This is a genomic window from Streptococcus sanguinis (assembly GCF_050234405.1).
Classification (GTDB): Bacteria; Bacillota; Bacilli; order Lactobacillales; family Streptococcaceae; genus Streptococcus; species Streptococcus sanguinis_W.
Map to the genome: position 1 here is coordinate 2,279,316 of NZ_CP092117.1, position 13,166 is coordinate 2,292,481.

General features: G+C 42.7%; 12 protein-coding genes. 2 read left to right on the forward strand and 10 right to left on the reverse strand.

Annotation, left to right across the window (positions count from 1 at the left end):
* Positions 1-35: 35 nt before the first annotated feature.
* The 10 genes from MFP28_RS11180 to MFP28_RS11225 all read right to left on the reverse strand — a co-directional run bounded on the left by MFP28_RS11180 (position 36) and on the right by MFP28_RS11225 (position 11,247).
* On the reverse strand, positions 36-1,523 hold the full coding sequence (locus tag MFP28_RS11180) for a type II secretion system protein (protein ID WP_002907541.1): 1,488 nt from the start codon (positions 1,521-1,523) through the stop codon (positions 36-38).
* A gap of 12 nt (positions 1,524-1,535) precedes the next feature.
* Positions 1,536-2,951: a VWA domain-containing protein gene (locus MFP28_RS11185; protein WP_002907542.1), complete on the reverse strand. Its 1,416-nt coding sequence runs from the start codon at positions 2,949-2,951 to the stop codon at positions 1,536-1,538.
* Positions 2,944-3,429 (reverse strand): hypothetical protein, encoded by a 486-nt coding sequence (locus MFP28_RS11190; protein WP_002907544.1) that lies wholly within the window; start codon positions 3,427-3,429, stop codon positions 2,944-2,946. The genes MFP28_RS11185 and MFP28_RS11190 overlap by 8 nt, the downstream gene beginning before the upstream one ends.
* 123 nt (positions 3,430-3,552) lie before the next feature.
* Complete coding sequence (locus MFP28_RS11195; protein WP_002907548.1) at positions 3,553-3,996, reverse strand: prepilin-type N-terminal cleavage/methylation domain-containing protein; 444 nt, start codon at positions 3,994-3,996, stop codon at positions 3,553-3,555.
* A gap of 38 nt (positions 3,997-4,034) precedes the next feature.
* A complete protein-coding gene (locus MFP28_RS11200) occupies positions 4,035-4,481 on the reverse strand; it encodes a prepilin-type N-terminal cleavage/methylation domain-containing protein (RefSeq protein WP_002907550.1) in 447 nt (148 codons plus the stop codon).
* A gap of 152 nt (positions 4,482-4,633) precedes the next feature.
* A complete protein-coding gene (locus MFP28_RS11205; RefSeq protein ID WP_002907551.1) occupies positions 4,634-5,089 on the reverse strand; it encodes a prepilin-type N-terminal cleavage/methylation domain-containing protein in 456 nt (151 codons plus the stop codon).
* A gap of 171 nt (positions 5,090-5,260) precedes the next feature.
* Positions 5,261-6,487, reverse strand: coding sequence for a type II secretion system F family protein (locus MFP28_RS11210; RefSeq protein WP_002907553.1), 1,227 nt, complete (start codon positions 6,485-6,487; stop codon positions 5,261-5,263).
* A 3-nt stretch (positions 6,488-6,490) separates the two neighbouring features.
* Positions 6,491-7,555, reverse strand: a complete 1,065-nt coding sequence (locus tag MFP28_RS11215; protein ID WP_002899359.1) for a type IV pilus twitching motility protein PilT — start codon at positions 7,553-7,555, stop codon at positions 6,491-6,493.
* Position 7,556: 1 nt separating this feature from the next.
* The gene (locus MFP28_RS11220) at positions 7,557-9,239 is read right to left on the reverse strand and encodes a GspE/PulE family protein (RefSeq protein ID WP_002907555.1); all 1,683 of its coding nucleotides are present in this window, start codon (positions 9,237-9,239) and stop codon (positions 7,557-7,559) included.
* Positions 9,240-10,359: 1,120 nt separating this feature from the next.
* A complete protein-coding gene (locus tag MFP28_RS11225) occupies positions 10,360-11,247 on the reverse strand; it encodes a cation diffusion facilitator family transporter (RefSeq protein WP_002907561.1) in 888 nt (295 codons plus the stop codon).
* Between the two features lie 169 nt (positions 11,248-11,416).
* On the opposite strand from MFP28_RS11225, the gene MFP28_RS11230 reads away from it, so the two are divergent.
* Entirely contained in the window at positions 11,417-11,938 is a 522-nt protein-coding gene (locus tag MFP28_RS11230) for a TetR/AcrR family transcriptional regulator (RefSeq protein ID WP_002907562.1), read from the forward strand.
* 38 nt (positions 11,939-11,976) lie between these two features.
* A complete protein-coding gene (locus MFP28_RS11235; RefSeq protein ID WP_002907564.1) occupies positions 11,977-13,143 on the forward strand; it encodes a CynX/NimT family MFS transporter in 1,167 nt (388 codons plus the stop codon).
* The last annotated feature ends 23 nt before the right edge of the window (positions 13,144-13,166 follow it).

A 13,166-nucleotide genomic window follows, 5' to 3' on the forward strand; every position in this document is an offset into this window, starting at 1 on the left:
AATCTCCCTTATTTTTCCTAAAAACTATTTCCTTGTTAGCTTGCCTTATACTTATCGCGGAAGTATTCAGCTAGCTTGTTTATATCCGGATCTCTCAAAGCTGTTGTATAAATAGCAAACTCATTAATGTAAGTATTACCGCTAAAAATGACCTTACCACTGCTAAAGTTATGAGTCACTTGAGTACTGCTTAGTCTTATGTTCTCGGTATGTACTAACTCACCATTAACGAAAACTTCTATAACTAGACTTGTGTTGTTCACTACAGCACTCCGCACTTGGATAGAATTATCTTTGTTATAATCTATCCTCACTGATGACGGTTGCTGCCCCCCACTGTTATCTACGCTTTTATCTGTTTTAATAAAATCTAATCTACCATCTGCCTCTAGATTAATACCCCAAGACAAAGTGTTGTCTAACTGATAAGTCAGAATTTTCCCTGACTGCTGACGATTTCCAAGCAGGATAGATGTTGTCAGACCATTGCTAAAGTCTCTCGTAAATCCCATTTCTTTTTTATCGTTTGGTTTATCACTAAGAGCAATGAATTGACGTGGCTGTTTAATAGCTTCCTCATAGTAGCTCAACACCGGATAGTTACCAACATACGGCTGATTTGGCTTGGCGTGATTTTGAATGTCAGTATCTGTATGAGAGACTCCATCAGAAGGTAAAAGAGATTTACTTCCATCCCCATTCTTCTGCAAAATCAAATCAGCATCCGTATGAACCTCTAAATTATTAGTGACAGGAAGTCCCATTACCCAAATACGTTTTTCAGCCTCTTGGTACTCGCCAACACGACCGAAAGAGTTAATAGCTCTTGCCGCATAAGTTAAATACTTCCCTCGCATACTATCAGTAATAGTAAACTTCCTATTGGATAAATTAGGTTTTAGAGTAAAATCTCCCGGCATACTTGGAAAGACAATGCGGGAATTGTTGCTTGCGATTCTATTTCCTGGTGTACCAATAGGAACAAGACGTTCCCCGTCTTTTTCAATGTTTCTATCACCTTCAAACCAACCAGATTCAAGATGAATTTTAGATTTGTTATTTTGCTGTCCCTGATTCAGACTTGCTTCTCCTTCTGGGGCATCTTCTCCAACATAGTAGAACCCCTTTGAGTCTTTAAGTCTAACAGATAGGTCAGTTGGGATATCGAGGACACTTTCCTTGGCATTCGCTACAAAAAGACGAAGAACTTTCTTTTTATCATCATAAGAGAGGGTCTGACCTTTGACAGGTATGGACCGAGAAGCCTCGTTTCCCTTCCGATAGACAAAGTTTTCTGTCTCTGTTCCGTGTCCACCTTCTCGCTTAATCTGAGATAGTCTCTTCTCAAAGGACTCCTGCGCATCAAAGTTTTCAATATTTTGACCTCGCTGACGCATAATAGATTGATAACCCGTTGAGAAGAAGGCCAATAACGAAACAGTAACGACAGACAGAATAATCAAGGATATCAGAACTTCCACAAGGGTCACACCCTTTCTCTTTTGTAAAAAGTGCTGTTTCATATTTCCTCCTTACTACGGTCCATTTACAAACCACAAATCTTGCTCCACTTGCTTTTTGATATCAGCAAATGTCTGCTCAAGCTGCTTATCATCTGATACATCCGTATAGCTAGTTTCTGGAACCCCTTCTTTAATAGCAGCAGTTAACCTACTTCCCTGCTGCTTGTCAGCTTCCTTCGCTGAAAAACCAATGACATTTACTCGCTTGATTCCTTTTTTAAACTGCTTTGCAACCTCACCAGAATATTCTATAGATCCATCTACTGCCCAGCTAGGATTCCCACCTGCAAAAGCAGAGTTTGCTCGGGTCGAATGGAAGCCCGTTGATAAGTCATACCTCCAAGTATTAAAATAAGCCTGGTTTACGAATCCATCCCTTGTTCTAGTTTCAATCTTATTTCCCCAATAATTATATTGAGGACCCACCATATAAGAATTTGGTACCCCATCTGTCAGTAGAACTACATATTTAAGTTGGGCCGCATTGCTTTGAAGACTAACCATTCCATAACGAAGACCATCACCTGGATTAGTTGCATGTTCTGGATTCAGATTATCAATCGCACTATTAATAGAAGTTAGCCCCTTGTCTAGCTCAATAAAATTTTGCTGTACAAAGCTAGCATGAGAATTAAACTGAACAAGATTGACACTGACATTTCCGATTGGCTGAAGATCCGCCATCATCTTCTTAGTCTTTTCTCTCAGGATATCAATACGACTTCTATTTTTCAGTGGGTTATTAGAATAAGGATTTACTTTTTCTGTACCATCCAAGCTGAACTCCATAGAACCAGAAGCATCAAAGACAAAACTGATTGCTACGTTAGCTTGACCTTCGATTGGATCGTCACGATAAGCCAGAGCTATGCCTCTTTTCCCTTTAGCAACCTTAGAAAACACTTGCTTAGTATTAAGAGCTGACATAGCTGTGTGTATACTCAGCTGATTTTGAGAACCTGCGTATTTCCCTTTCAGTTCATAAGAAACCAGACGATTATCCTTGTAGTCATCATTTTTCTTAAAATCTAACTCCATTTTCAAATCATAGAGTGATTTTGTTCCTAGCTCCCTGATTATCCAATCGTTATTTGCTTTATCCCATATATAGTTGAGAATTTTTTTCCCATCCTCAGAAAGCCCAACATAACTCCAGCCTTTAGTAAATTTTGATTTATTGCCATATTTAGAATCATCAAGGATGAAAATCGCTGTAGATTTACTGATAGTTCTATCCACATATTGCATGGAAGTTCTCATATCTGCCTGAATGGATGCTTCTTGTTGAATCAGCTTTCGGCTTGTGAACATGGTATTAAAGATGACTCCCACAATCAGCAGAACCATTGAAGTTAGCATGATACTAACCATCAACTCGACCAGAGTGAAACCTTTTTTTAATTTGTTCATCTGCTCTCCTTTATTCATTTGTAACTAATCGCCCCTTTTCCGAACGAATCCCACTAGTAGCCCATTTAAAGACGACTGTGTGCTCATAATAACTTTTACTTCCAGTAAGATAGGATTTGGAAACTATTGTAATATAATAATTCTCGCTTCCACTAGTAGCCCCTTCAAAGGATCCATTGATTTCAATCTCTGCTTTGGCGCCATCCTTAAAAGTGTGAGTTGATTTGATTGGCTCCCTAGATCTATTTCGACTTTCAGCCCGAGCTCCAAATTCATTATAAAGAATTTTTCCACCTTCATCGCCAAAATAAGCTCCTAGAGCTAGCTGAGAACCTGAAGTCGCTGCATACTTTGCTTTCATATAACTATACATCCGTTGAGTCTGCACCTGCCCCGTGTCCACGATAGATGCCATGATACCCAGCATAGCCACCAATAGTACAATGGTCACAATAACCATAGGCAGGGTTGAGCCTTGTCTTTTTTTTCCTTTCATGGATAATATCTCCTAATTTTCTCTTTTGATATTGCCAAAATAGTTGTCATCATCTGACAACTACTTTGGTAATATCCGACTGCCAAGGCAGTCGGAATAGAGATTTTCTCTAATTTTCTATTATTAGCTAGCGCTATTAGATCTCCAGTCAAACTCCCAAGTAATAGGCTTCCCGCCACTAGCAGGTGTATAAGTCGAAATCAGCTTATGACTCGTCTTATTAACCTCATGGGCAATCTTGCCATTATCTGCTGCGAGGGTCTTAGAAAGCTCTCCTGAACCCTGAGATTCTTTGGCTATATAAGGTTTGAGCGCATCAAGGTCTGGCACATCAGCTGTTTCTGGCTCGACTTGCGAGCCAATATAGGACTGCACAGCCTGAACCAGCTGACGATGTTCCGACTGGATGCGTGCCTTGCGAGCCGTGTCCTGGAAAGAAACAAGAGAAGGAATAGCGACTGCTGCGAGAACTGCGATAATGATAATTACCACAATCAACTCAACCAAGGTAAAACCTTTACCTTTTTTCTTCAAGTCCTGACGGAACTTTTGCAGTTTCTTTAGCATTCGTTGATGTTCTCCCTATTTTTACATCTAACTTTTTATTATTGTGAATTACTGTTTTCTTTCCAGTCATAAGTCCATTTCTTAGGTGTACCACCACTTGCTGGAGTATAAGTTGAAATCAACTTGTTACCAGTAATTACGTGTGCAGCATGCTTGTCTTTTCCATCTTTAGCAAGAGTATCAGCAAGCTCACCAGATTGTTGTGAGTTCTTAGCGATATAAGGCTTCAGATCGTTCATTGTTGGAGCTGTGGCATTTTCAGGATCTACTTGTGAACCAAGATAAGATTGAATAGCTGATACCAACTGACGGTGTTCTGTTTCGATACGGCTCTTACGCGCACTGTCTTGGAAGCCTGTGATAGCTGGGATAGCGACCGCTGCAAGAACAGCAATGATGATGATTACGACAATCAACTCAACCAAGGTAAAACCTCTACCTTTTTTCTTCAAGTCCTGACGGAACTTTTGCAATTTGTTTAACATTTGAATAGTTCTCCTATTTCTTTTTTCTTATTATATTTAATTTCTTTGTAAGTATCCCAAAGGCAGGGTTTTACTAGACTTTGAGATAACATCTTCAATTACAACGCTAGTTTTTAATTTTCCACCGTTAAGTGGAAAATTCGCTAGATAAATTAAGGTGTTGCAGTTGCAGCGCTGTTTTCTTTCCAGTCGTAGGTCCATTTCTTAGGTGTACCACCACTTGCTGGAGTATAAGTTGAAATCAACTTGTTACCAGTAATTACGTGTGCAGCATGCTTGTCTTTTCCGTCTTTAGCAAGAGTATCAGCAAGGTCACCAGATTGTTGTGAGTTCTTAGCGATATAAGGCTTCAGATCGTTCATTGTTGGAGCTGTAGCATTCTCAGGATCCACTTGAGAACCAAGATAAGATTGAATAGCTGATACCAATTGACGGTGTTCTGTTTCGATACGGCTCTTACGCGCACTGTCTTGGAAGCCTGTGATAGCTGGGATTGCTACCGCTGCCAGAACAGCGATGATGATGATTACGACAATCAATTCAACCAAGGTAAAACCTTTACCCTTTTTCTTCAAGTCCTGACGGAACTTTTGCAATTTGTTTAACATTTGAATAGTTCTCCTATTTCTTTTTCATATATTTTATTATATTCGCCCACAGAGGCATTTGTTTTGTTCCTAGCTGGGAGACCCCACAAACTCCCAGTATCAGAACGGTTTTCCTAACTTTTTGTGCAGAGTAAGTACTCTGCGAATCCTAACTTTTTATTTAATAATCTTTTATTGATTTGCTTCAGCGCCCTGTTGAACGGCATTCGCAATTTCAAACATTGGCAACATAACCGAAGCAACGATTCCTCCGATGATGACACCCATGATAATGATCATGGCCGGCTCCAAGAGCGAGAGCAGTTGCTTGATAGCTGCTTCAAGCTCTTCTTCGTAAAAATCCGAGGTCTTATTCAGCATGGACTCCAGAGACCCAGACTCCTCACCGATCTTGACCATCGAGAGCATCATTGGAGGGAAGAGACCTGTCGAGGTCAGCATACCCGTTAGACGTTCCCCTTTTTGCAGACCTTCATTGGCGATTCTCAGCTTGTCAATAACAACAGCATTATTAGTCGTTGCAGCAGCCGAATCAATAGCCTCTACCAGAGGGATACCCGCACTGGTAAGAGTAGCCAAGGTGCTGGCGAAACGAGCAGTAACAATCTTCTGCATTGGTCCTTTGACAACTGGCATCTTGAGCTTGAGCTGGTCCAGCTGGTAGCGTCCTGCCTCAGTACTGCGATAACGCAGGAATAGGAAGACTAGAAGCCCAACCCCTCCAAAGAGGATATACCAGTAAGATTGAACGAAGTTACTAGCTGCCAAGACGATACGTGTCGGCAAAGGTAAGGCAACACCACTCTGCTCAAAGATTCCCGAGAAGTTGGGGATAACGACATAGAGCAAGACCAAGGTGGCAGCTACTGCCAGAAAGGCAAGGACCGCTGGATAGATCATGGCTCCACGAATCTGGCGACTGGTCTTGAGCTCCTTATTATAGTGCTCAGACATTCTTTCCAGTACCTCGTCTAGCTTACCAGTCTTTTCGCCGGCCTGTACCATACGGATTAAGAGGTCGGGAAAGAGACCATTTTGCTCAATTAGAGCCTTGGACAGCTGATTCCCTTCCTTCAGGCCTTTACTGATAACCTTCAGACTTGCCTTCAAGTTTTTGGCATCTGTCTGCTGCTCTAAGATATCCACTGCATTGTTGAGCGGGATACCCGAGTTTAGCATAACCGACATCTGCTTACAGAAGAGCGATATGTCCTTGAGCTTGATCTTCTTACTTTGGAAAAGGACAATCTCCTTAGAGCCCATGACCTTTTCTTCGACACTGATTGGCTTACCTTTGAGACGGATCCGATTGACGGCGTCCGTCCGGTTAGGCGCGTCCACCTCTAGTGTAACGACTCCTTGCCTAGTGTCTAAGTATTTACAAACATATACTGTCATGCTCTAGTACCCCACTATTCCTAGGGATTTTTCAACTTGAGCGCGGTCCACTGAGTAAGACAGCAGCGTTCTCTGATCGATGACATTGCGACGATAGAGTCCCATGAGCGAAGTGTCCATGGTAATCATGCCTAGCTGAGCCCCTGTTTGGATTGGCGTCAGCAGCTGGTGGGTCTTCCCTTCGCGAATGAGGTTGCGAATAGCGGGTGTTCCCAGCATGATTTCAAAGGCAGCCACACGACCCTTGCCGGTCGCTGTACGCATAAGTTGCTGCGATACAACCCCTTCCATAACGGCGGAGAGCTGTACACGGATCTGCTCTTGCTGCTCGGCTGGAAATACGTCGATAATCCGGTCCATGGTGTTTACGGCACCGACCGTGTGGAGGGTTGACAGGACTAAGTGACCTGTTTCCGCCGCACGCAGAGCGATTTCAATCGTTTCTTTATCCCGCATCTCACCGACTAGGATGACATCTGGGTCCTGACGAAGGGCACCGCGTAGGGCATTTCCGAAGCTCTGCGTATCCGCTCCCAGCTCACGCTGGTTGACCAAGCACTTATTATGTGTGTGCATGTACTCGATCGGATCTTCAATCGTGATGATGTGCTCATCCCGCAAGCTGTTCATGTAGTTGATCATGGTTGCCAGGGTCGTTGACTTTCCGCTTCCTGTTGGCCCGGTAACCAATATCAGCCCCCGGCGTTTCTCAGCTAGCTTTTTGATAACTGGTGGCAATCCCAGAGATTCCATAGATGGAATATCCTTGGGAATGACCCGCAAGGCAATCCCGCAGTTGTTTTTCTGCTTAAAGATATTGACCCGCAAGCGATAGCCATTGTCGACCTCATAGGCACAGTCCACTTCACCGACTTCTAAAAGATGAGCAATCTGCTTCTCATTTAAAATATGCTTGGTGAAGCGAACCGTGTCTTCGTTGGTCAAAATTGTATTGTTGAGTTGTGTTAACCTCCCGTGCAGACGCATGGTTGGCTCAGCGCCAACCGTGAAGTGGATATCTGATGCACCCGCTTCAATCGCCTGCTTAATTAACTCATCCAAATTCATCCTAAACTTCCCCTTCTAGACTGAAGGCAATCTTCATTGCTTCTTCAATCGTTGTAGTCCCCTGTTTTGCGATATCAATGGCCTCCTCCGCCAAGTCTCGCATACCATTTTTCTTAGCTTCTGCTCGAAGCTGTGACGTTGTTCCACCATCATTAATTAGTGACTTAATCTCCCGTGTCACCGCCATGATTTCGTGGATGGCAATACGTCCATAGTATCCCGTACCGCTGCAGTAGTTGCAGCCGCGTCCGCGATACAAGGTGTCTCCCTTGTGAATACCGATACCTGCATGTTCATTTGTTTCTACAGTGTACTCAGTCTTACACTTAGGACAGATACGCTTAATCAAGCGCTGTGCGATAATACCGACAGTCGCCGTTGAGACCAGATAAGGCTTGATGCCCATATCGACCAAACGGTTGACTGTACTAGCTGTGTCATTGGTGTGGATAGTCGAGAGAACGACGTGACCAGTGATAGCGGCCCGAACCGCGATACTAGCTGTCTCTTCGTCCCGAATTTCCCCCAAGAGAACGATGTCCGGGTCCTGACGCAGGATACTTCTCAAACCACTCGCAAAGGTCAGTCCAGCTTTGTTATTTACCTGAACTTGGTTGACCCCTTCCAATCGGTACTCAACCGGATCTTCAACGGTGATGATATTTTTTCCTACATCATTGAGCTCACGGAGCGCTGTGTAGAGAGTGGTTGTCTTTCCGCTTCCCGTAGGACCAGTCAGCAAGATAATGCCTTCTGGCGCCTTAAGAATATCTTCAAAGAGCTTCTGGTTGGTTGGCGAGAATCCCAGCTCCTCTTTACTAAGGAGAGTTGCATTCCGGCTCAAAATCCGAATAACGATTTTTTCACCGAATACAGTAGGCAAGACTGAAACCCGCATATCGACTTCTTTGCCGTCGATGGTTGTCTCAATCCGTCCATCCTGAGGAATCCGCCGCTCGGCGATGTCCAGACCACTCATGATCTTAATCCGTGTCGCAATGGCTGAGTGAGCATTGGCTTTCAACTGCATGTTTTCCACCAAAGTCCCGTCAACCCGGAAACGAACACGAACAACTTTTTCAAAGGGCTCAATATGGATATCGCTGGTCCGCGTCTTGATTGCCTGACTGATAATCGAGTCAATCAAACGTACAACCGGAGCGTTTTTGATTTCTAGATCTTCTTCGACGATCTCTTCATCCACATTAAAACCTTCGATTTCGGTCGCTGCCTGTTGGGCTTCTTCTCCTTTGGAATAGTATTGATCGATATACTTCTCAATATCATCCCGAAAAGTTACATAAGGTTCTACCGCCATCTTAGAGACGATTTTAACATCGTCTAGGGCGATATAGTTGCTTGGGTCTGCCATTGCAACTATTAATTTCGGTTCTTCATCCGTTTCTCCATCGGTGAAGGCAATCGGAATCAATCCATGACGTTTAGCAACTTTTTCTGAAACCTTCTCGACAGCTTCCTTTTCTATCACAAACTGTGATAGATTGACATGAGGTACACGATAATAGTAACTCATGACTTTCAGCATATCTTCTTCTGTCACATAGCCCTTGCTGATTAGATATCTCTCTAACTGCATGTTTGATTGTGGCATATCTTGAAGAATTTCTTCTTTTTGAGCTGCCGTTATCAGATTGAATTGAACCAATATAGCGATTAGTGCCATTTGTTTCTCCTGTCTGTGATTTTTTTGTAAAAATCCTTCAATTCTTTCTATGCGTTAATAGATAACAGCTTTCTTAAAAAAATCTCCCTCGCTTAAAGTTTTCTTTAAGGTTTCTTTAAGCTTTTTAAGTTAGGCTAGTACATGGAAAATTTACCAATAGAACCAAACTTAATGTTTTAAGTTAGATGCTTTGAGCAGTATCTCCATTTGATAAACCTAGTAAACAGTCCTTAAACCAATCCTAGGATTGACAAGGGCGTTTTAGATTTGTCAAAAGGGGCGCAAAAAAGCAGATGCCAAAAACATTTGTTCTTGCGTTCTTAAATACTATACAAAGCAAGTTCTCTTGCAAAAATTTCTCATGCTTTTAGATGCAGGTTAAACCGTGTGTGTGTGAAGTTGGTTTAACCCGAATCATCAAGCAGCCAGTGCCATAAGATAAGAATTCTTGTCTTATGGCTTTTCTTTTTACCGATATGCATATTTTGGTAGGAAATGCTAGGAACAAAAGCTTTATTTGCTTTAAAAAACATTTACCTATCACAGTATATGATATAATTGACAACTTGTCAACAGGTTTGCCTCGAAAAAAATGACTGCATTTAAAAAAATGTTTAATTTTGACAAAACCTTGTTATATCAAGCTTTTTGACACTTTTTTAAAGCGTTTTTTTACTTCGAGGATAAAAAAAGCAATTTTTTTTGAGGAAATTTCCCCTTTACTGCTTCTTTTTCAACCTTCAGATGGACAGTGTGACAGCATCTGTCCTCTTCTAATCGGTAGTCGATATGCTTAGGAAAGGCGCTTCAGGACAAGGCTTAGCAAGCTTTGCCTGTTTCTTCCTACCCAATAGTATATGCTAAAGAAAAAGCATTGTCAATGCATTTGCATTTTATTAGATGTAAAACCTATCTAAAAATGCACAATGTACTCAGCTTGTCTATTTTTTATAGAAAAACCACAAAATCAAAAAGGCTAGAATTTTCAGAAAGGGAAAAAGACATATTAAATAAGAAGAAAATTGTAAAAAAAGAACCAGTTGAGTGATGGAAATTAGACTGTATAACGAAAAACAGCCCGAAATATCGGACTGCAGAGATATGTTTACAGTAGTACTATTTAAATATGAGGTTTTAAATCACTCTCCCCACCTAAACACCACTCTTCATGCTCTTCCAAGCTGCTATCCGTCTGGATAGTGATTTTGGTGATGCCATAGGCTTGCAATTCTTGACGCAGAATAGTTTGGGTCTCAGCCAGCAGCTCTGGGTTTTCAAGACAGATATGGATCATGGCAAATTTTTCCAAACCGTCTGTGGTCCAGACATTGAGCTGAGTAATAGCCTGAACGTTTTCAACCGCCAGAATTTCCTGATAAAGCTGGCTCAGATCAATATCGCTTGGGATGTGATCCAGAAAAATCTTGATATTTTCCCAGAACTTAGGCAAGGCCTTGCTGAGGATGAAGCCTGCAATAAGTAAGGAAAGCAGCGGATCTAGAAAATACCAGTCGGTAAAGCGCAAAACGATAGAGACTAGAATAACAGCCACCCAGCCCAGAATGTCCTCTAAGAAATGGAGACTGAGAATGGACTCATTATGACTGTGTCCATGACCATGGCCTACCACCTTGCTGGCTGCTAGATTGACTATAATGGCAAAGATACCCAGCACCAGCATGCCGTCATAATTGACCTTTTCAGGCGCAAAGACCTTGGGTACATTCTCGATAATCACCAAGGTTGAGCCGACCAGCAAGATGACCGAGGTCAGCAGGGCTCCTAAAAGGCTATAACGCTTGTAGCCCAGAGTGTATTTCTTGTCTTCTTTTTTATTAGAAATTTTTTCAAAAAGGGTAGAGAGTCCGATAGCCATCGCGTCTCCTGTGTCATGTACGGCATCAGCTAGTACAGCGCTGGAATTGAACATAAAGCCAAAGATAAACTCAAGAATGGCAAAGGAAAAGTTTAACAGAAAGGCAATGGTCATATTTTTACTAGATTTCACGGCAGCCTCCTTTCAGTTTAGCAAAATTTATAGTATAATGTAATCAAAACGGAACACCTTGTTCAGTTTTCTTCATCTTTATTATCCCTTATTCTCAGAAAGGAAACAAGAAGCAATTGAGGGGCTTTGTCCGTTACTGAACAATCCTGCTCTTTTGTTCCGAAACGCTATGGACAGACGAGTCAAGAAATCACGCGCAGCTATTTACCAAGCTTTTATCAGCCTGCTGCATCAAAAAAGCTATGAAAGCATCACCGTGCAAGAAATCATCGACCTGGCAGACGTTGGCCGGTCGACTTTTTATGCCCATTTCGATACCAAGGAAGCCTTGCTGGAGGAGGTTTGCCAAGACCTCTTTCAGCATACCTTTCTTGAACGCGACGACGGCAAGGATCTCTTTGAAGCAACCACCCACATTTTCAAGCATTTCCAAAAGAATCAGGACAAGATTGCAACCTTGCTGCTTTCGAAAAATATCTATTTCACCAATCGCTTAAAGATTGAGCTGGAAAACTATCTCTTTCCGATGATTCAGGAACAGCTCCTGCGAAAAAAATCTCAGCTACCAGAGCCCTTTCTGAGAAATTACGTGACTTCTACCTTTGTGGAGACGGTCAGCTGGTGGCTCCAGCAGAAGAAAACATTGCCAGAAACAATTATCAGCCAGTATTTTCTGGATTTGATGGACTGATTTTATTTTGATATTTATATAGGAGGAAACTTTACTTTATGAAAAAGCAACATTCGAAATTTTTACTTCCAGGCATTCTGATGGTGGGGGTTGTCCTACGGGCGCCTTTTGCAGTGCTGCCCGTTGTTCTGGGCGATATTGCCAAGGGGCTGCAAGTTCCCGTCAACTCTCTGGGACTGCTGACTAGCCTGCCCTTGATCATGTTTGCCCTCTGCTCAGCCTTTTCCCCACGCCTGGCTCAAAAGGTCGGTCTGGAAAAGCTCTTTACCATAGCCATGATTGTGCTGACTCTGGGCTCTTTTATTCGTATCTTTAACCTGCCTCTACTCTATGCAGGTACAATCATGCTAGGGGCTGCTATCGCCGTCTTAAATGTGCTCCTGCCTAATGTCATTCAGGCCAATCAGCCAGAGAAAATTGGATTTTTAACCACGCTTTATATCACTTCTATGGGACTGGCCATCTCAGTCATGTCTCCCTTGGCTGCGCCTATTGTTCGCTTAGCTGGCTGGAAAGGACTGATTCTCGTCCTGACCCTCATCTGCTTACTGGCCTGCTTAATCTGGCTTCCCAACAGCCGGCACAATCACAAACTGACTAGTAAAAACCGCGAGCAGCAAATGGGCTCCCTGCTAAAAAATCCTAGAGTATGGGCTCTGATTGTTTTCGGTGGCCTGCAGTCCTTACTCTTTTATACGGCTATCACTTGGCTACCGACTCTTGGGCAGTTGGCTGGACTTTCCAATGATGCTACTGGTTTCTTGGCCTCTGTCTTTTCCTTTATCAGTCTTCCTCTGGCTATGACGATACCTAGTCTGACAACGCGTCTATCCGCTAAAAAACGCTTAGGAATGATTGCTCTCTTTTCTGTAACTGGTATGGTTGGTCTAGGTATGCTGCTGGTCAAGACAGATTCCTTTGTCTACTGGTTCATCCTCAATCTGCTAATCGGTATATCCGTCAGCGCCCTCTTCCCCTACCTCATGGTTACTTTCTCGCTCAAAACCAGTACTCCTGAGCAAACCGCTCAGCTATCTGGCTTAGCCCAGACTGGTGGTTATATTCTGGCCGCCTTTGGACCTAGTCTCTTTGGATACAGCTTTGATTTATTCCATTCATGGACTCCAGCCATCCTCATTCTCATTGGCTTGGCTGCCATCGTGACACTAACACTCTTTTACATTGAGAAGTTTGACAAGATATAATATAGACGAAAAAACGCTTAGAA